The sequence below is a fragment of the Actinosynnema sp. CA-299493 genome (genome assembly GCF_050946825.1).
Taxonomy (GTDB): Bacteria; Actinomycetota; Actinomycetes; order Mycobacteriales; family Pseudonocardiaceae; genus Actinosynnema.
In genome coordinates this window covers 397236-416646 of the sequence record NZ_CP191993.1, presented here as the reverse complement: position 1 = coordinate 416646, position 19411 = coordinate 397236, and the positions used below count along the sequence as shown (strand labels likewise).

The 19411-nt window shown below is 70.3% G+C and carries 17 protein-coding genes; 9 read left to right on the top strand and 8 right to left on the bottom strand.

Translation table 11 applies throughout. The features are described from left to right. Position 1: 1 nt before the first annotated feature. From rlmB to ACQPYE_RS02065, 4 genes are all read left to right on the top strand, one after another. Positions 2-970, top strand: coding sequence for a 23S rRNA (guanosine(2251)-2'-O)-methyltransferase RlmB (gene rlmB, locus ACQPYE_RS02080; protein WP_498718829.1), 969 nt, complete (start codon positions 2-4; stop codon positions 968-970). A gap of 442 nt (positions 971-1412) precedes the next feature. Further along, a complete protein-coding gene (locus tag ACQPYE_RS02075) occupies positions 1413-2834 on the top strand; it encodes an MBOAT family O-acyltransferase (RefSeq protein ID WP_498718828.1) in 1422 nt (473 codons plus the stop codon). 360 nt (positions 2835-3194) lie between these two features. Continuing rightward, positions 3195-4418 carry an MFS transporter gene (locus ACQPYE_RS02070; protein ID WP_498718827.1) on the top strand — a complete coding sequence of 408 codons (1224 nt, stop codon included), beginning with the start codon at positions 3195-3197 and terminating at the stop codon, positions 4416-4418. Between the two features lie 307 nt (positions 4419-4725). Next, entirely contained in the window at positions 4726-6132 is a 1407-nt protein-coding gene (locus ACQPYE_RS02065) for a GGDEF domain-containing protein (RefSeq protein ID WP_498718826.1), read from the top strand. 319 nt (positions 6133-6451) lie between these two features. Here the strand turns inward: ACQPYE_RS02065 and ACQPYE_RS02060 are convergent, their stop codons facing one another. The 4 genes from ACQPYE_RS02060 to ACQPYE_RS02045 form a co-directional block, all read right to left on the bottom strand. Next, positions 6452-7282 (bottom strand): metal ABC transporter permease, encoded by an 831-nt coding sequence (locus tag ACQPYE_RS02060; RefSeq protein ID WP_498718825.1) that lies wholly within the window; start codon positions 7280-7282, stop codon positions 6452-6454. A gap of 7 nt (positions 7283-7289) precedes the next feature. Then, positions 7290-8177 (bottom strand): metal ABC transporter ATP-binding protein, encoded by an 888-nt coding sequence (locus tag ACQPYE_RS02055; protein WP_498718824.1) that lies wholly within the window; start codon positions 8175-8177, stop codon positions 7290-7292. Next, on the bottom strand, positions 8174-9169 hold the full coding sequence (locus tag ACQPYE_RS02050; protein WP_498718823.1) for a metal ABC transporter solute-binding protein, Zn/Mn family: 996 nt from the start codon (positions 9167-9169) through the stop codon (positions 8174-8176). Before ACQPYE_RS02050 ends, ACQPYE_RS02055 begins: the two co-directional genes overlap by 4 nt. Before the next feature lie 161 nt (positions 9170-9330). Further along, entirely contained in the window at positions 9331-10431 is a 1101-nt protein-coding gene (locus ACQPYE_RS02045) for an ABC transporter ATP-binding protein (protein ID WP_498718822.1), read from the bottom strand. 217 nt (positions 10432-10648) lie between these two features. On the opposite strand from ACQPYE_RS02045, the gene ACQPYE_RS02040 reads away from it, so the two are divergent. Both ACQPYE_RS02040 and ACQPYE_RS02035 read left to right on the top strand, forming a co-directional pair. Continuing rightward, a complete protein-coding gene (locus ACQPYE_RS02040; RefSeq protein ID WP_498718821.1) occupies positions 10649-10921 on the top strand; it encodes a PhdYeFM domain-containing protein in 273 nt (90 codons plus the stop codon). Further along, positions 10914-11315 carry a type II toxin-antitoxin system VapC family toxin gene (locus tag ACQPYE_RS02035; RefSeq protein WP_498718820.1) on the top strand — a complete coding sequence of 134 codons (402 nt, stop codon included), beginning with the start codon at positions 10914-10916 and terminating at the stop codon, positions 11313-11315. The genes ACQPYE_RS02040 and ACQPYE_RS02035 overlap by 8 nt, the downstream gene beginning before the upstream one ends. A 37-nt stretch (positions 11316-11352) precedes the next feature. Here ACQPYE_RS02035 and ACQPYE_RS02030 read toward each other — a convergent pair whose 3' ends face one another. The 3 genes from ACQPYE_RS02030 to ACQPYE_RS02020 all read right to left on the bottom strand — a co-directional run bounded on the left by ACQPYE_RS02030 (position 11353) and on the right by ACQPYE_RS02020 (position 14489). Further along, the gene (locus tag ACQPYE_RS02030; RefSeq protein WP_498718819.1) at positions 11353-12246 is read right to left on the bottom strand and encodes a sugar ABC transporter permease; all 894 of its coding nucleotides are present in this window, start codon (positions 12244-12246) and stop codon (positions 11353-11355) included. Further along, complete coding sequence (locus ACQPYE_RS02025) at positions 12246-13166, bottom strand: carbohydrate ABC transporter permease (RefSeq protein ID WP_498718818.1); 921 nt, start codon at positions 13164-13166, stop codon at positions 12246-12248. The genes ACQPYE_RS02030 and ACQPYE_RS02025 overlap by 1 nt, the downstream gene beginning before the upstream one ends. Positions 13167-13232: 66 nt before the next feature. Then, positions 13233-14489 carry an extracellular solute-binding protein gene (locus ACQPYE_RS02020; protein WP_498718817.1) on the bottom strand — a complete coding sequence of 419 codons (1257 nt, stop codon included), beginning with the start codon at positions 14487-14489 and terminating at the stop codon, positions 13233-13235. Positions 14490-14715: 226 nt separating this feature from the next. On the opposite strand from ACQPYE_RS02020, the gene ACQPYE_RS02015 reads away from it, so the two are divergent. From ACQPYE_RS02015 to ACQPYE_RS02005, 3 genes are all read left to right on the top strand, one after another. After that, positions 14716-15765, top strand: a complete 1050-nt coding sequence (locus ACQPYE_RS02015) for a LacI family DNA-binding transcriptional regulator (protein WP_498718815.1) — start codon at positions 14716-14718, stop codon at positions 15763-15765. A gap of 107 nt (positions 15766-15872) precedes the next feature. After that, positions 15873-16976: a LacI family DNA-binding transcriptional regulator gene (locus tag ACQPYE_RS02010; RefSeq protein WP_498718814.1), complete on the top strand. Its 1104-nt coding sequence runs from the start codon at positions 15873-15875 to the stop codon at positions 16974-16976. Between the two features lie 270 nt (positions 16977-17246). Beyond that, positions 17247-18278, top strand: coding sequence for an LLM class flavin-dependent oxidoreductase (locus ACQPYE_RS02005; protein WP_498718813.1), 1032 nt, complete (start codon positions 17247-17249; stop codon positions 18276-18278). A gap of 335 nt (positions 18279-18613) precedes the next feature. Here ACQPYE_RS02005 and ACQPYE_RS02000 read toward each other — a convergent pair whose 3' ends face one another. Further along, positions 18614-19273 carry a hypothetical protein gene (locus ACQPYE_RS02000; protein ID WP_498718812.1) on the bottom strand — a complete coding sequence of 220 codons (660 nt, stop codon included), beginning with the start codon at positions 19271-19273 and terminating at the stop codon, positions 18614-18616. Positions 19274-19411 lie beyond the last annotated feature (138 nt).

Here is a 19411-nt window from a genome sequence, read left to right as displayed (position 1 = left end):
CGTGGCTGGTAACTCCAAGCGCCGGGGCGCCATGCGCAACCCCGGATCCAAGAAGGGCGCGGTCGTCGGTTCCGGCGGGCAGAAGTCGAAGGGCCTGCACGGCAAGGGCCCCACCCCGAAGGCGACCGAACGACCCAACCACCCCGCGTACAAGCGGGCCAACGCGGCGGCGAAGGCCGAGCAGGTCCGGTCGCAGCGGCGCAAGGCCGCCGAGAACGGGCCGGAGACCGTGGCCGGGCGCAACCCGGTGGTCGAGTGCCTGCGCGCCGGCATCCCGGCGACGGCGCTGTACGTGGCGCTGGGCATCGACGCGGACGACCGGGTCGCCGAGGCGGTGCAGCTCGCGGCCACGCGCGGCATCTCCGTGCTGGAGGTGCAGCGCGGTGAGCTGGACCGGATCACCGGCGGCGCGATGCACCAGGGCCTCGGGCTCCAGGTGCCGCCGTACGAGTACGCCGAGCCCCGCGACCTGCTCAAGATCGCGAACCAGTCCGGCCTGCCCCCGCTGCTGGTGGCGCTGGACGGCGTGACCGACCCCCGCAACCTGGGCGCCGTCGTGCGCTCGGCGGCGGCGTTCGGCGCGCACGGCGTCGTCCTGCCCCAACGCCGTTCGGCCGGCATCACCGCCGTCGCCTGGCGCACCAGCGCCGGCACCGCCGCCAGGATGCCGATCGCCGTGGCGACCAACCTGACCCGCCAGCTCAAGGAGTGGGCCGACGCCGGGCTGATGATCATCGGCCTGGACGCCGACGGCGACGTCGACGTGGACGGCCTCGACCTGGCCACCGGCCCACTGGTGGTCGTCGTCGGCTCCGAGGGCCGCGGCCTCTCCCGCCTGGTCAAGGAGACGTGCGACCAGACGGTCTCCATCCCCATGTCCGCCGGCGTGGAATCCCTCAACGCCTCCGTCGCCGCGGGCGTCGTCCTGGCCGAAATCGCCCGCCGCCGCCGCCTCGAGATCCGCGGCTAACCCCCACCACCACCGCCCTTCCCCCAACGGAAGGGCTTCGTGTCATCCCGCCGACCTGGCTCCGCCCTACCGCGCGTGTCAAGGGGGGCCAGTGAAGGCTTGCCCACGGCGTCGACTGGGGGCCGCCCCCCTTGATACGTGTGGTAGCCCGTAGGGAGGTCGGTGGGATGACACGAAACCCTGCCCCACAACGGACCCGCAGCATCACCACCCACCAGCCCGTCATCCTGCTGATCTGCCCGTCCGGCGAGGACTCTCTTGATCTTCGGCCTTCATCTCTCCCTCCCGAACGTTGAACTCACCCCTCCCGAACGCAGGACTCTCGCACCCTGAACGTAGGACTCTCGCGTCCTGGGTGTTCGACACGCCGGGGTGTGAGGTGGGGCCGGTTTGTGGGTGATCCGGACCAGCGGGGCGTGAGCGGCGGATAAGGTCTGCGGCGATGTCCTTCGCCAGCCCGCTGTTCCTGTGGTTCTTCCTCCCGGTCGTGCTCGCGACCGTCCTCGTCACGCCCCGGAACTGGCGCAACGGCGTGGTCGCCGTGGCGAGCCTGCTGTTCTACGTCTCCGGCGCGGGCGGCACGACGCTGCTGCTGCTCGCCTGCATGGTGGTCAACTACCTGGCCGGGCGACGGCTGGAGCCGGGCTCGCCGGGCGACCGCAGGCTGGTCCTGGTCGGCTCGATCGCGCTCAACCTCGGCGTGCTGCTGGTCTGGAAGTACGCCGGGTTCGCCACCGGGCAGCTGCACGACATCGCCGCCGTCGTCGGCGCCGACCTGCCGGTGGTCGAGCTCGCGCTCCCGATCGGCATCTCCTTCTACACCTTCCACCACATCTCGTACGTGGTCGACGTGTACCGCGGCGAACGCCCGGCCCTGCGCGAGCCGGTCGCGTTCGTCACCTACATCGCGATGTTCCCGCAGCTGGTGGCCGGCCCGATCGTGCGGTTCCGCGAGATCGCCGACCAGCTGCCGCAGTCGCGCCTGCACCGCTGGGACGACGTCGCGGCCGGCTTCCCCCGGTTCGCCCTCGGCCTGTGCAAGAAGGTGATCATCGCCGACTCGCTCGCGCCGATGGTCGACGCCTGCTTCGCCACCCCGGCCGACGAGATGACCACGACCATCGCCTGGCTCGGCGCGATCGGTTACACGCTCCAGCTCTACTTCGACTTCTCCGGCTACTCCGACATGGCCATCGGCCTGGGCCGGATGCTGGGCTTCCGGCTGCCGGAGAACTTCGCCCGCCCGTACTCGTCGGTCACGATCACCGAGTTCTGGCGCCGCTGGCACATGTCGCTGTCGCGCTGGTTCCGCGACTACGTCTACATCCCGCTGGGCGGCAACCGCGGCGGCGTGCTGCAGACTTACCGGAACCTGTCGATCGTTTTCGTGCTCACCGGTTTCTGGCACGGGGCCAACTGGACGTTCCTCGTGTGGGGTGTGTTCCACGGCGGGCTGCTCGTGCTGGAACGCCGATTCGGCTGGGATTCGGCGCCGGTCACTACGCGTACCCGAATTGCCCGCCGGATCGTGACCATGCTGCTGGTGGTAATCGGCTGGGTGTTCTTCCGATCCGCCGATCTCGGTACGGCGTTCACAATCATCGGCCACATGTTGTTGCCGGATCTCGGCGGGTTCACGGATGCGGTCGCGGCCGCGGCGACCAATCAGCGCATTGTGCTGCTGGTGCTCGCGCTGACGATTGTCGCAATGCCCGATCATCCGGTGAGCGGGCCCTACCTGGAGTCCTCCCGGGACAAGATCGCCACCGTGGCCAGGATCTCGCTGATGACGGTGGGCGTCGGCTACGCGGCGATCCTGGTGGCGAGCGGCACGTTCAGCCCGTTCCTGTACTACCAGTTCTGAAGATCGACACGCGGACGGTGTTCAACAATTGACCCGACCGCCGCCGGCGCGCGGTCGGCGACCGCAGGAACGCGCTGGCCCGGTCGGACCAGCCCCTCGGTACCCAATGGGGCCCGTGGTCGACGTAGGGTAGGCGAGGATTGCTCACGCCGGGTCACCTACCGTCAACTGTCAAGAATAAGTGGGCGATTTTTCGCCGTTGCAACTACTTTATGTAACCGACCTGCTCCGTTCGGGTACACAGTGTGGTAGGACAGAGATTGCACATCCGGCAGCTTCTACCGTGCTAACCGAGGGAATTGTTACTTCGGGTGGGGGTAACGTGACTCACTCATCGGGGCCGACCAACCTGGGGGAGTTGTGACTTCCGGGGGGACCATCCGCGCGCTCGTGGGCAACCGCGAGTTCCGCGGCATGTGGATCGGCTCGACGGTGTCCACCGTCGGCGATCAACTCGCCGCGGTCGCGCTCTCCCTCTTGGTGTTCGAGCGCACCCAGTCCGCCGCGTGGACCGCCCTCACGTGGTCGTTGACGCTGTTCCCGCCACTGATCTCCGGCCCGCTGCTCGGCTGGCTCGCGGACCGGTTCCCCCGCCGCACGGTGATGGTGTGGTGCGCGTGGTCGCAAGCCGCCCTGGTGGGCCTGATGGCCATTCCCGGCACGCCGCTGTGGCTGATGATCGTGCTGCTGGTGATCGTGCTGATGATCTCGTCGCCGTTCCTGGCGGCGCAGGAGGCCAGCCTGCCCCACGTGCTGCCGGACAAGCGCTACGACGACGGCGTGGCGGTGTTCGGCACGTCGGTGGACGTCGCGCAGATGGTCGGCCTGGCCGCCGCCGGGTTCCTCGTCATCAACGCCGGAGCTAACGTCGCGCTCGCCATCGACGCGGTCTCGTTCGTGCTGGTGGCCATCCTGGTGCAGCTGTCGGTCGAGCACCGGCCCGCCGCCGACCCGCGCGGCGCGAAGCGGGACCCCGAAGGCCCCAAGGGAGCGTTCACGCTCCTGGTCACCGAGCCGCGGCTGCGCAGCCTGATGGGCATGCGCCTGCTGGCCGGTCTCGCGATGGTCCCGGAGGGACTCGCCGTGCCCCTGGCGGCGAGTCTGGACGCGGTGTGGGCCGTCGGCCTGATCCTGGCCATCGAGCCCGCCGCCAACGTCCTCGGCGTGGCCGTGCTGTTCCGGGTGGTGCGCGATCCCGCGAAGCGCGAGCGGCTCATCGGCCCGCTCGCCATCCTGTCCTTGGCCCCGCTGGTCATGTTCGCGCTGAACCCGAACCTGACCTGGACCATCGTGCTGCTGGTGATCGCCGGCATGGCCGGCGCGTACCACACGCCCGCGCGCTCGGCGTGGATGCGCATCCTGCCCGACGCCTACCGCGGTCGCGCGTACGGCATCGGCCGGGCCGCTCTGCGCTCGTCGCAGGGCGGCGGGATGGCCTTGGCGGGTGTCGTGGCGCACTCGATCGGCTCGGTGACCGCGACGATCGCGGGTGCAGGCGGCATCGGGCTGTTGCTGGCCACGCAGGCGACCGTAGCCTGGCGACGGGCCCGCACCCGGAACGATCCGAAAGCGGTGGCGATCTGAAACGGACTCATCACATATCGCGATTGTCAAACATGAAGGACCCCTCGGCTGCGGCCCGCTAGCCCGCGGGCACGTACGGTGAACATTCGGTCCGGGGTGGTATGGAGGGAGCGGCTCACATGTCGCGGTTGCGCATGGCGAACACCTCCTCAGTGCGCATCTCGGGCACGGACGTGCCGCTGCGAACGGCGTTCGCCACGCGGCGCCGGGCAGAGGGTAGGGGGTCGTGGTGAAGAACAGTTTGACTGACCAGAAGGCGTCTGGGGCAGTCGGCCGGCCCTCGATTCGCAACTGGGATCTGTGGACGTTGCGACCGGCCGCGCTGGTCTACTTCTTCTTCATCGAATCGGCGGTAGCGGCTGCCGCCATTTGGCTGCTCACCGGCCTCGACTCGATCTCGAACGCCGACTGGCTCAGATTCGGCGCGGTGATGTTCGCGATCACCGTGCACCTCATGATCGTGCGACGGGCCGAGGAGTCGCGCCGCAACGAGTCGGCCGGTCCGCACATCGACCTGACGTCCGTCTGGACGTTCGCCGCCGCCATCGCGCTGCCGGGCGCGCTGGCCGTGCTGGCCACGGTCTGGATGCGGATCCTGATCCAGCCGATCGCGCGCCGCCAGCCGTACCGGTTCGTGTTCAGCTCCGCGAGCATCCTCGGCGGCACCATGCTGGCCTGGGCCGTGGTGCACCTGTCCGGCCAGTCGCTGCTGGCCACCGGCCGCATCCCGACCGACCTGTTCCTGGTGCTCGTGCTCATCGCGGCCGCCCTGGTCAACTGGGGCGCGCAGGGCATGAACATCGCCGTCGCGCTGAAGATCGTCACCCCGCACACCCGCATCCAGGAGTTCCTGGGCTCGCGCGCGGACAACATGCTGGAGCTGAGCACCCTCGGCGCGGGAGCCATGCTCGGCATGCTGATGACCACCCACTGGGTGGGTCCGCTGCTGCTGGTCTTCCCGGTGATCCTGGTGAACTCGCTGCTCTACCACGCCGCGCAACGGCGGGCGCACCTCGAACGGCTGCTGCGCGAGCAGGAGCAGCTGCAGGCGCGGCTGGCCGAGGACGCGCACACCGACTACCGGACCGGGCTGCTCAACACCAACGGCCTGGCCGAGTACGGCGGCAGGCTCACCGACCGGTGCCGCCACGACAACCAGCCGGTGACCGTGCTGGCCATCGACCTGGACCACTTCAAGCGGATCAACGACACCTGGGGCCACCCGGCGGGCAACGCCGTGCTGGCCGAGGTCGGCCGGATCCTGCGGGAGAAGCTGCGGCCGGGCGACGTGGCCGGGCGCGACGGCGGCGAGGAGTTCGTCGTGGTGCTCGCCGACACGGGCCTGGCCCAGGGCACGGCCATCGCCGAGCGGGTGCGCGAGGCGATCGGCGAGATGTCCGTGATGACCACCGACAAGCACCGCAACACAGTCACCCTGCGCGGTCGGAACCTGCCGCTGACGCCGGACGGGCCGGAGGTGCGCGCCATCTCGGCGTCCATCGGCGTGGCCGTGCTGCCGGACAACGGCGACTGCCTCCAGGACGCGCAGCACTTCGCGGACGCGGCCCTCTACGCGGCCAAGGAGAACGGGCGCAACCAGGTGCGGGTGGCCGGCGGCGAGATCCGGCTGCTGCCCGCGCCGCGGGGCGACCAGCAGGTGGGTGAGGGCACGGCCGACCAGGCGGCAACCGCCGAGGTCACCCGCACCGCGTAAGTCGAGGTCGCCCGCACCGCGTGAATCCGGTCCACCCGCACCGCGTGAATCCAGATCACCCGCACCGCGCAAGTCCAGGTCGCCCGCACCGCGTAAGTCCTCGACGTCCCGCGCGTGACCGGCGCTCCGGGCGTGGGCACGGCGGGCTCGGCGGCGCGAACCCGGACACCCACCACCGCCACCGCGACCGCGGTGGTCCACCGGCGTGGTCGTCCTGCTGCGCATGGCACCCGTGTCTCCGCGCGGCCCGCGTCCCACGACCGGGCCTCCAGTGCCCCCTACGACCGCGAGTACCCACTAAAGACACGTCCCAAACGTGTTACTGCACTCTTTCTCGTTTGCCGCTCACCAGGCGGCAGACCAGGTAGATCGAGAACGAGACCGCCGTGACGAACGCGCTCACCGGCATCCCGGGCGCGAGCGACAGCAGCATCCCGCCGAGCACGGACACCTCGGCGAACACCACGGCCAGCACGGTGGCCCGCACCGGGCTCGCGGTGACCCTGGTCGCCGCCGCTGCGGGCGTGATCATCAGCGACAGCACGAGCAGCGCGCCCACCAGCTGCACGCTCAACGCCGTCGCCACGCCCACCAGCACCGCGAACACCACCGAGAGGGTCCGCACCGGCACACCGCGCGCCACGGCCACGGCGGCGTCCACGCTGGCGAAGTGCAGCGGCCGGTAGATGACCACCAGCACGGCCAGCACGGCGACCGACGCGCCGATGAGCAGCCACAGGTCGGTCGAACCGACGCTGACCACCTGACCGGTCAGCAGGCCGAACTTGTTCGCCGCACGGCCGTTGTAGAGGGCCAGGAACAGCACGCCCAGCCCCAGGCCGAACGCCAGGATCGCGCCGATCACCGAGTCCCGGTCCGAGTCGCGGGTGCTGAGCAGGCCGAGGAGCAGCGCGGCGACGACCGAGCCGGCCAGCGCGCCGTACCCGACGCCGATCCCGAGCAGCAGGGCCGCCGCGCCGCCGGTGAACGCCAGCTCGCTCGTGCCGTGCACGGCGAACGCCATCTTGCGGGTCACCACGAGCGGGCCGAGCAGTCCCGCCACCAAGCCGAGCACGGCGCCCGCGATGAGCATCGGCTGGACGTAGCGCAGCAGGTCGAGCGTCTGCCCGAGGTCGAAGAAGTTCTCCATCAGCCCTTCATCCCGCCACGTGGTGCGGCTCGTCCTCGCACACGTGCTGCGCGCCGACCACGTGGATCTGGTCGCGCACGCGGACCACTTCGACGTTCGTGCGGTACAGCTCGGTCAACGTCCGCGAGGTCATCACCTCGGCGGGCGGCCCGATCCGGAACCGGCCCTCGACCAGGTACAGCACCCGGTCGACCAGCGGCAGGATCGGGTTGATCTCGTGGGTCACGAACAGCACGGCCGTGGTCGCGGCCCGGCGCCGGGCGTCGATCAGGTCGCTGACCACGCGCTGGTGCGCGAGGTCGAGCGAGAGCAGCGGCTCGTCGCACAGCAGCACCTCGGGGTCGCCGACCAGGGCCTGCGCCACCCGCAGCCGCTGCTGCTCGCCGCCGGAGAGCAGGCCGACGGGCTCGTCGGCGTACCTCGTCGCGCCGACCGACTCCAGCGCCGCGTCCACCTTGGCCCGGCGTTCGCGGCGGGCGCGCCAACCGATGCCCCAGTGGTGCCCGTCCAGGCCGAACCCGACCAGGTCACGGCCGCGCAGCGCGAGGCTGGAGTCGATCGCCCGCTGCTGCGGGACGTAGCCGATGCGCCGGTTGCCGCCCGCGACCCGGACCGTGCCCGCGGACAGCGGTTGCAGGCCGAGCAGCACCCGGATGAGGCTGGTCTTGCCCGAGCCGTTGGGCCCGAGCACGGCCACGAACTCGCCCGGGGCGACGTCCAGGTCCAGCCCGTCCCAGAGCACGCGGTCGCCGTAGGACAGCCGCGCGCCGCGCAGCGCGACGGCCGCGCGCGTGGACTGGTCCGCCGCCTGGGCCGTGCTGCCCGAGAGCGCCTCGCCCCGCAGCGTCCCGCCCCGCGGCGCCTCGCCCTGCGGCGCCTTGTCCCGCAGCGTCATGCTCCGAGCGCTCCCACCAGGGAGTCGACCTGCTTCGTCATCCAATCAAGGTAACCCGTGACGCCCTCGGGCAGCGTCTCGGTCACCTCGGCGATGGGCACGCCCGCCGACTTGGCCTGCTCGACGACCCGCTGGGTGCCCGCGTTCTCCGTCTGCGCGTTGTTGACCAGCGCGGCGACCTGCTTCTGCTCGATCAGGCGGGTGACGTCGGCGAGCGCGGCGGCGGGGATGTCGGTCTCGTCCTCCACGGCGTCGCTGAACGACTCCGGCGTGACGTCCTCGACGCCCGCGGTGTCGAGCAGGTAGTGCGCCACCGGCTCGGTCGCCACCACCTTCTTGCCCGCGCCCTTGCCCTCGACGCGCTGCTCCAGCCCGGTCAGCGCGGCGTTGAAGTCCTTCGCGTTGGCCTCGAAGGTCGCCTTCTTGTCCGGCGCGATGGCGCCGAGGTCGGCGGCGGCCTGGTCGGCGACCTTGCGGACGGTCTCGAAGTCGTACCAGACGTGCTCGTTGACGGCGTGGTCGTGCCCCTCCTCGCCCTCCGGCTCGGCCGAGGCCTCCGGCTCGGCCGAGGCCCCGGGCTCGGTTGAAGCCCCGGGCTCCTCGTGGCCGGGCTCCTCGTGGCCGGACGCCTTGCCGGACACCGGGAACGCCTCGATCTTCTTGGCGCCCTCGGTCTCGGGGCCGAGCAGGGTGGCGAAGAAGTCGTCGTAGCCGCCGCCGTTGAAGATGACGAGCTTCGCGTCGCGCACCGCGGCCAGGTCGGCCGGCTTGCTCTCGTAGGAGTGCGGGTCGCCGGACGGGTCGTCGATGATGGCGCTGACCTGCACGGCGTCGCCGCCGACGGCCTTGACCACGCTGCCCCACACGTTGGTGGAGGCGACGACCTTGATCGTGCCGTCGTTCGCGGCGGGGGTGTCCTGGGCACCGCAGGCGGTGAGGACGACGGCGGTCGCGGCGGCCACCGCGCCGAGCAACGCGTTGCGGACGGTCATCAGAGCACTCCTCGACAGGCTGACAGATAGGCAATGGAAACCGTTGTCGAGTTCAGTTTAGAACGCTCCGCGACCGACATGTCCACCGACCGGGTGTTTTACACACCACAGGGGCCACCTCACCGCGGTGCGGGAGGTGGCCCCTGCGGGCTCGGGGATCGTCAGTCGGTCAGGCGGTGGCCCGACTCGGGGTGGAACAGGTGGACCTCGCCGGCGTCGCGCACGGCGACCTTGACGGTCTGGCCCAGGGTGGGCGGCGTGCGGCCGTCGACGCGGACCACGAACCGCTCGGGCACGTCGCCGATGCGGACCGAGCCGTGCATGAGCGCGTCCGCGCCCAGCTCCTCGACCAGCTCGACGGTCATGTCCATGCCCTGCTCCGAGGAGCTGACCAGCGCCAGCGACTCGGGCCGGATGCCGAACGTGACCTCGGACAGGCCCTCGCCCGCCGCCTTGTCCAGCGCGCGGCGCTCCAGCGGCACCACGATGCCGTCGAGCTTCGCGCCCTCCGACGTCAGCGGCACGGTCTTGAGGTTCATCGCGGGCGAGCCCATGAAGCCGGCGACGAACGCGTTGGCCGGCTTGTCGTACAGCGCGCGCGGGGTGTCGCACTGCTGGAGCAGGCCGTCCTTGAGCACGGCGACCCGGTGGCCCATGGTCATGGCCTCGACCTGGTCGTGCGTGACGTAGATCGTGGTGGTGTCCAGGCGGGCCTGGAGGGCGGCGATGTTCGCGCGGGTCTCCACGCGGAGCTTCGCGTCCAGGTTCGACAGCGGCTCGTCCATGAGGAACACGGAGGGCTCGCGGACGATCGCGCGGCCCATCGCGACACGCTGCCGCTGACCGCCGGACAGCGCCTTCGGCTTGCGGTCCAGGTACTTCTCGAGATCCAGCATCTTGGCCGCCTCGGCGACCTTCTCCCGGATCTCGGTCTTGTTGACGCCGCGCAGCTTGAGCGCGAAGCCCATGTTCTCCGCGACCGTCATGTGCGGGTACAGCGCGTAGGACTGGAACACCATCGCGATGTCGCGGCCCTTGGGCGGGACGTTGGTGACGTCCTTGCCGCCGATGTGGATGGCGCCCTCGTCGATGTCCTCCAGACCCGCGAGCATCCGCAGCGCGGTGGACTTGCCGGAGCCGGACGGACCGACCAGAACCAGGAACTCGCCGTCGGTGACGTCCAACGACAACTCGTCGACCGCGCGGACCGGCGGGTTGCCGGAGAAGATCCGCGAAGCCTTGACGTAGGCGACCTCAGCCATGCCACGCACCTTTCACTACCAAGCTTTGCCGCAACGCTAGGGATTGCAAGCGCTTACGGGAACGGGTGAATTGGTCTAGTTCCGGATCGGTTCAGCGGCAGCAGGGCGGTACGGGTCCGGCGGGGCGGCGGTCACCCGGTCGAGGTGCATGGGCCAGGCCTTTGACCAGCGGTCTTACTGCTGGCGCGCCCAGCGCCCGCTCCCTAGCCTCTCCGCTGTGAAGGTCATCAGCCAACGGGAGTTCGACCGGAACCCCGCAGAAGTCCTGGAAGCACTCGAAACAGGCGAGGCACTCCGCGTCACGGGACGCGAAGGCGAGGTGATCGAGCTCCACCCGCGAACGGACGGACGGCCGTGGACCGCGGAGGAGCTCGTCGAGCGGCACAAGCGCCTGCCGCAGGTCGACTTCGCGCAGATGCGCGCGGAGATCGACGAGGTTTTCGGCGTCGATCGCATCGATGACGACCCGTGGGAGCGCAGCCGTGGCTGACCGCCAGTCCGGCGTCCTGGACACGTCCGCGTACATCGACCTCGACCTCTTGCACCCGCAGGTCCTGCCGGCCGTTCCCGAACTGACCACGATCACGTTGGCCGAGTTGCACCACGGCGTGATGGCCGCGAAGGACGCGGCGACCCGCGCGGTGCGGACAGCGCACGTGGCCACCGCAATCGTGGACTTCGACCTCCTGCCCTTCGACCACCGCGCGTCCGCGCGCTACGGCAGCCTGATCGGGCTGACGCTCGCGGCCGGCCGCGATCCCCGGTCGCGCAGGCTGGACCTGATGATCGCGGCCATCGCGTCGTGCCACGACCTGCCGCTCTACACCCGCAACCCGAAGGACTTCGTCGGCTTGGAGCAGTTGGTCGAGGTCATCGAGGTGTGAAAGGGGCCTCCGCGACGAGAGCGGAGGCCCCCGGGGCTCAGCCCTTCACCGCGCCCGACGACAAGCCCGTCACCAGGAACCGCTGCACCAGGTAGAACACGACGATCGCGGGGATCGCGACCAGGATCGAGGCCGCCGCCAGGTGGCCCCACTCGGTCCGGTTCTGCTGCACGAACACCTGGAGGCCCACGGCCAGCGTCTTCGACTCGTCCGCCGCCGACAGGAACGCCGACGCGAACGCCACCTCGCCCCACGCCGTCAGGAACGCGTAGAACGCGGTCACGGCCAGGCCCGGCCGGGCCAGGGGCATGACCAGCCGCCAGAACACGCCGAACGGCGTCAGGCCGTCCACCCGCCCCGCCTCGTCGATGTCGGTCGGGATGGTGTCGAAGTAGCCCTTCAGCATGTACGTGCAGAACGGCACGGCGGTCGTGCAGTAGACGAGCACCAGGCCGAGCGACGTGCCCTGCAACCCGAGCGCCAGCAGGATGTTGTACAGCGGCACGATCAGCACCGCGAACGGGAACATCTGCACGACCAGGAACGACAGCATCAGCGACCGCTTGCCCGGGAACCGGAACCGCGACGCCGCGTACCCCGTCGTCGCGGACAGGAACACCGCCAGCACCGTGGTCATCAGCGCGATCAGCACCGAGTTGCCGAACCACGCCAGGAAGTCGCCCTTCTCGCCGGCCAGGATCCGCCCGTAGTTGTCCAGGCTGGAGTCGTTGACCAGCTTCGGCGTGGTCTCCACGGCCTTGGCGTCCGGCTTGAACGACGTCACCAGCACCCAGAACACCGGGAACACCGCGATCAGCGACGCCACGACCAGCGCGCCGTGCAGCCCGAGACCGGCCAGCGGCGACCGTCGCGAGCGCGAGCGCACGCGGGCCTGGGGGACCGCCTTCACCGAAGCGGCTTCGACCGTCATCACCACACCTCGCCTTGCTTGCGCAGCGCGCGTCGGTACACACCCGCGAACACGAGCAGCACGGACAGGATCAGCACGCCGTAGGTCGACGCCACCGCGAAGTCGCGGGACGCACCGGAGAAGAACCGCTCGAACGCGTAGGTCACCAGGATCCGGGTGTTCGGGTTCGGCCCGGTGATCAGGTAGATGATCGCGAACATGTTGAACGTCCAGATGATGCCGAGCAGCACCACCGTGCTGGACACCGACCGCAGGCCGGGCAGCGTCACGTTGCGGAACCGCTGCCACGGCGTCGCGCCGTCCACCTCGGCCGCCTCGTAGAGGTCGCCGGGGATCGACTGGAGCCCGCCGAGCAGCGCCACCATCATGAACGGCACGCCGAGCCACACGTTGACGATGATCACCGCGACCAGCGCCCAGTCCGACTGGCCGAGCCACACCGGCGGGTCGTCCAGGCCGAGGAAGCGCAGGAACTGGTTGATGATCCCGTACTGCGCGTTGAACATGTACTTCCACGCGAACGCGCTGATGAACGCGGGCACGGCCCACGGCAGGATCAGCAGCACCCGGTACACCGCCCGGCCGCGCACCTCCCGGTTGAGCAGCAGCGCGAGGCCCAGGCCGATCGTGTAGTGGAAGAACACGCAGCCGAACGTCCAGATCAGCGTGCGCGCCAGCGTCGACCAGAACGCGCCGTAGCTGGCGTCGCCGGACAGCACGTTCAGGTAGTTGTCGAGGCCAACGGAGACGTAGGTCGCCGGCCGGTCGAGGACCGGGTTGGCGATGTTGCCCTCGTTGATGTCGGTGAAGGTGAAGAACACGCCCTGGGCGAGCGGGAACAGCACCAACACCGCGATGACCACCACGACCGGCAGCACCATCGCGTACGCGTACCAGTGCCGGTCCAGGAACCTGCGCACCGAAGTCTCCCTTCGCCGCCCCGCGGCGCCCGGCCCGCGACCGGACCGGACGCCACGAGGGGATGATCAGCCGACGGTGTACTCGGGGACGACGGTGTCCTGGTACGCCTTGGCCACCTCGTCCAGCGCCGTCTTGGCGTCCTTCTTGCCCGCCAGCACGTCGGCGTAGGCGATCTTCAGCGGGTCGAACAGCTGGCCGCCCTCGGGGATCCACGCGCGCGGGTGGGCGGCGGTGACGACCGGCTCGAACGCGGACACGACCGCGTTGGCCTTCACGTCCGCGTTCTCGTAGGCCGACTTGCGGGTGGGCAGCACGCCCAGCTCCTTGGCGATGCGCACCTGCGACTCGGTGCTGCTCATGCAGGCGATGAACTCGACCGACGAGTCCTTGGCCTTGGTGCCCTGGCGGATCACGTAGTCGTGGCCGCCGACCGGCGCGGAGCCCTTGCCGGCGGTGGCGCCGGGGACGGGCGCGATGCCCAGGTTGGCGGCGTCGGTGAACGCGGCGCCCTTGAGGTAGTCGGCGACCGACCACGGGCCGTTGACCACCATGGCGACCTCGCCGGAGGTGAACGCGGCCTGCATGTTGTTGTAGGAGTTCGACGGGTCCAGCGCGGTGGAGGCGGCCTTGGCGTCCAGCAGGCCCTTGGCGGTCTCCAGCGCCTTCACGTTCGCCGCGGAGTTGACCACGATCTTCTTGGCGTCGGCGTCGACCAGGTCGCCGCCCTCGCCGTAGATGAACGGCAGCGCGTAGTACGCGTCGTTGTTGATGAAGATCGTCTTCTCGCCACCGAGCTTGGCCGCGGCGGTCTTGACCTCGTCCCACGTCTTCGGCGGCTCGACGCCGGCGTCGGCCAGCAGCTTCTTGTTGTAGAACAGCGCCAGCGAGTCGGTGACCTGGGGGACGCCGTAGGTCTTGCCGTCGTACTTGGTGGAGCCGAGCGGCGTGTCCAGGAAGTCCGACGTGTCGCTCGCCAGCTCGGTGCCGGCCAGGTCGGCGATGTAGCCCAGCTTGGCCAGCTGCGACACCCACGCGACCTCGGCGCGGAAGACGTCCGGGCCCTGGCCGCCCTGCGCGGCGGTGCGGTAGTTGTTCAGGGCCGCGTCGAAGGGCACGGTCTCGGTCTTGACCTTGTAGCCGCCCTTGGTCGCGCACTCCTGCGCGATCGAGGCGAACACCGGGCCCTCGTTCGGGCCGCTGGTGTCCCAGAAGGTGATCTCGCCGGAGTCGCCGGACGCCGATCCGCCGTCGCCACCGCCGCACGCGGTGAGGACGAGGGCGGAAACGGCCGCCACTGCGGTCACGAGGGTGGTACGTCGCATCGTTGCTGTCGTCCCTCCTGCGGGCCCTCACCGTGATGAAGGCGCTTGCAAGAACTTGCGAAATTGTTGACGCGGATTTCATCCCGCCGACCAGGGCCGGGTCAAGGGTCTTGACGTAACCAAGCCGTAACGGCCCTGCTCGATCGGGGGAAACCACGGTGGGCGTTGCAAAAGTTTGCCGCTGACGGCAGGCTGCACCTCACCCACGAGTCAGCGAGGAGGCACGGTGTCCGGTCTGTCCGAGATCGCCAGGGCAGCCGGGGTGAGCATCTCCACGGTCAGCCGGGTGCTCAACCGCCGGGCGGGCGTGAACGACGAGACGCGCCAGCGCGTGCTCGCGGTGCTTGCGGAAATGCCTTACACGCCGCGCGGGCTGGGCGCGCTCCAGCGGACCGGCGTGATCGGGCTGCTCGTGCCTGAGCTGTCGAACCCGGTGTTCCCGGCGTTCGCCGAGGCGCTGGAGGTGCGGGCCGCGCGGCTGGGGTACTCGTCGCTGCTGTGCAACACGCGTGCCACCGGCGCGGGCGCGATGGGCGAGGAGGAGTACGTGCGGATGCTCCTGGCGCGCGGCGTCGAGGGCATGGTGTTCGTCTCGCCGGAGATCACCAACGTCGAGGTGCCGCTCGGGCAGGCGCCGCGACCGTCGTACTACGCGAAGCTGCTGGCCGACGGCGTGCACATGGTGTTCCTCAACGGGGCCACGCCGTCGCTGGACGTGCCGGACGTGACCGTGGACGAGCAGCACGCGGGCTACGCGGCGGCCAGGCACCTGGTCGAGCTGGGCCACCGGCGGATCGGGTTCGTGTCGGGGCCGGCGCGGTCGTTGCCGTCGCGGCTCAAGCGGGCCGGGTGGGCGGCGGCGCTGGAGGAGGACGGGCTGCCCGCGACGTCCGACTTCGTGGCGCACGCGCCGTTCGGGCCGGAGGGCGGGGCGGAGGCGGTGTCGACGCTGCTGGACACCGTGCGGCCGACGGCGGTGATCTGCTCGTCCGACCACATGGCGATCGGCGTGCTGCGCGAGGCGCACCGGCGCGGGCTGACCGTGCCGCGCGACCTGTCCGTGGTGGGGTTCGACGACATCCCGCTGGCGTCGTACTGCTCGCCGTCGTTGACCACGCTGGCGCAGCCGATCGAGGAGATGGCGGCGGCGGCCGTGGACGAGTTGGTGCACCGGCTCGACCCCGATCGGCGACGACGTCCGGCGGGGAATTACACGCGCGTTTTCCGGCCGCGGTTGGTCGTCCGCGAGTCGTCCGCCGAAGCCCCATTGGTTTAGACCATTGTACCCCGAGGTAACCCATCCTCATCTGCGGAGATGACGTTGTAGAGGGACGCCGGTCACCCCCACTTCTGTAATTGGTTCTGAACCGTTACGGTCACTTCATGGCGCGGTCGATGCATGTGCGACGCCCCGCGACGCTCGCCTCACTGGCGGCGGAGCTGGGTGTTTCCCGGACAACGGTGTCCAACGCGTACAACCGTCCCGACCAGCTCTCGCCAGAGCTGCGACGCCGGGTGTTGGAGACAGCTAGACGACTCGGTTACCCGGGGCCCGACCCGGTTGCCCGCTCCCTGCGGACGAGGAAGGCCGGTGCGGTGGGCCTGCTGCTCACCGAGAACCTGTCCTACGCGTTCCGCGACCCGGCGGCGATCGGGTTCCTGGAGGGGTTGGCGCTCGCGTGCGAGGACGCCGGGACCGGGCTGCTGCTCGTGCCGGCGAACCCCGAGCGCGAGGACGTGGCGGCGGTCCACCGGGCGGGGGTGGACGGCTTCGTGGTGTATTCGGTGCCCGACGACGACCCGCACCTGGCGGCGGTGCTGGAGCGGCCGGTGCCGACGGTGGTGTGCGACCAGCCCGACCTCGGCAACGTCGACCGCGTCGGCATCGACGACCAGGCGGCCATGCACTCGTTGGCGCAGCACCTGATCTCGTTGGGGCACCGGCGGGTCGGCGTGGTGTGCATGCGGCTGGCCCGTGACCGCAACGACGACTTCGTCGTGCCGGAGCGGCAGCAGGCGGCGCACTTCCACGTGCAGCGGGCCCGGTTGGCGGGGTTGGCGCAGGCGTTCGAGTCGGTCGGCGTGGACTGGGCGACCGTGCCGGTGGCGGAGCGGTTCGACCACACCACGGCGTCCGGCGCGGCGGCGGCGGCGCAGGTGCTGGAGCGCGACCCGCAGATCACCGCGTTGATCTGCACGTCGGACATACTGGCTCTGGGCGCGATGGCGGAGGTCCAGCGGCGCGGTCTGCGCGTGCCGGCCGACATCACCATCACCGGGTTCGACGGCATCCGCGAAGCGGAGCAGGCCGGCCTGACGACGGTCCGCCAGCCGGTCCTGGAGAAGGGCCGCGCGGCCGGCAAGCTGCTCCTGGACTCGGCCGAGCGCACCCGTCCCCGAGCCGTCACGCTGTCCACCGAACTGATCCACGGCACCACCGCCGCCCCACCGCGCGGAACGGCGGAGGAACGCTGGTTCGGCCCCTGATCCCCCGTCCGGCCTGACTGCCACCGACGACCGGACACCCCACCCGCTCTTGAACGCTCCGCAGGGGTCCCCGACCAAGGGGACCCCTGCTTTTATTTTGCCGGCGACCACCGACAATTTTGGTGGTGCGGCGGTCGGGTGGTGCAGCGGTTGGTGGTGCGGCGGCGCGGCGGTTGGTGGTGCGGCGACGTGACGTTGGTGGTGCAGGAGTGCGGCGGTGCGGTGGTCCCACCAGGTGGATAGACGGCGGTGAGGAGTGACAATCGGGGTATGCCGTTGCCCTCACGACCGCTGCGCAAGCTCGGCTTCCTCACCATCGGCCTGTTCGACGAGGCGGACCCCCGGCGCGGGCACGAGGCAACGTTGGAGGTCATCCGGCTGGGCGAGGAGCTGGGGTTCGACAGCGCCTGGGTGCGGCACCGGCACCTCCAGTTCGGCATCTCCTCGCCCGTCGCCGTGCTCGCCGCCGCCACCCAGCGCACCAGCCGCATCGAGCTGGGCACCGCCGTCATCCCCCTCGGCTGGGAGAACCCGCTCCGCCTCGCCGAGGACCTGTCCACCGTGGACGTCCTGTCCGGCGGTCGGCTCAACCCCGGCGTGAGCGCCGGGCCGCCGATGCACTTCGACCGCGTCCGGGAAGCGCTCTACCCCGACACCGCGGACGCCGAGGACTTCGGCCACCGGCGCGTCGAACGGCTCCTCGACCACGTGCGCGGCAAGCCCGTCACCGACTTCCGGGGGACGGAGGGCATCGAGGTCTTCTCGGACCGGGTGCAGCCGCACTCCCAAGGGCTGGGCGACCGGATCTGGTACGGCGCGGGTAGCCTCGCGTCGGCTCGGTGGGCCGGTGAGCACGGGATGAACCTGTTGGTCAGCAGCGTGGTCAAGGCCGAGGGTCGGACCGGGGTGGAGGTGGGGGACGGGTTCGCGGACATCCAGCGAGAGCACATCCGGGCGTTCCACACCGGCCACCCTCACGGTGAACGTGCCCGCGTCTCCCAGGGGCTCGTCGTGATCCCCACCGACTCGGCCACGAACGAGCAGCGCGCGAAGTACCACGACTACGCGGCCAAGCGCCTGCCGCGCACGAGGGCGCCACAGGGACCGGCCGGGCTCCTGTTCGCGCCGGATCTCGTCGGGACGTCCGACGAGATCGCCGGACGGCTCTACGACCACGCGGCGTTCCGCGAGGTGGACGAGGTGGCGTTCGCCCTGCCGTTCACCTTCGAGCACGCCGACTACGTGCAGATCCTCACCGACATCGCCACCGTCCTCGGTCCGGCGCTCGGCTGGAAGCCCTGACGCCGCGGCCGGAGCCTCACAGCCGGCATGGACAAGAGCTCAAAAGCATGTCCTCGCCGGACGGGCAGATCAGCAGGATGACGCCTACTGGGTGGTCATGCTGCGGGTCCGTTGTGGGTCGGGGTGCGTGTCATCCCACCGACCTCCCTCCGGGCTACCACACGCATCAAGGGGGCGGCCCCCAGTCGACGCCGCGGGCAAGCCTTCACCGGCCCCCTTGACACGCGCGGCAGGGCAAAGCCAGGTCGGCGGGATGACACGAACCCCTATGTGTGAAGCAACCAGTGCCGGTTGAAGCAACCAGTGCGGCGCTCTGCCGTCCGGCGAGGTTGTGATCACGTCACTCGGAAGATCACCGGGTTGCTCGCCTTGCCCGCCACCAGCGCCGTGAGCAGGTAGTCGCCCGCGCCCAGCGCGGAGTGCTTGCGGCAGCCCGGTTCGGAGGTGCCGCCCGTCCACCGCAGGCCGTAGGTGAACCGCTCACCCGGTTGCATCACGCGCACCTCGGAGCCCTCGGTGGCGAAGCAGTCGTTGCTCGACCACAGCCGCGTCACGCCGTCCACGCTCGTCACGACCAGCTCGCGCACCTGCCGCCCGATCTCCTTCGCGCACGGCAGCGGGCCGGTGTTGGAGATGGCGATGGTGAACCGCACGGGGTGGCCGGCGGGGGTCGAGGGGTTGTCGACCTCGGCCACGACGGCGACCTGCGCGTCGTCGCACGGCGGAGGCGGGCCCGGCGGCAAGGTCGGCGGAGGTGTCACGGGTGGTGGAGGTGTGGGTGGTGCGGTCGAGGACGAGGCCGTGACCACGGGGGTCGCGGGCGGTTCCGGGGGGCGGGATGGCGGTTGGGTGGCCGGCGGCGCCGGGTCGCCGTGCCCGATCAAGGCGCCGACCAGCCAGACCGCGAGGACCAGGGCGACCACCGACCCGGCGACGGCCAGCGCGCGACGCCGCCGGTACACCGACCGCGGGTGCGAACCTGTGGTCTCGGTCACGCGGTCGAAGGTAGCCGGGTCGCGTGGAATTACCGGGGAGGCATCGGTCCCCCGATGAGGTGAACGTGAGGTTGGCCCGATTCGCTTGCCCGCCATGCGGGAGGCAGGTTCCAATCCGAGGGAACAACGGGAGGTGTG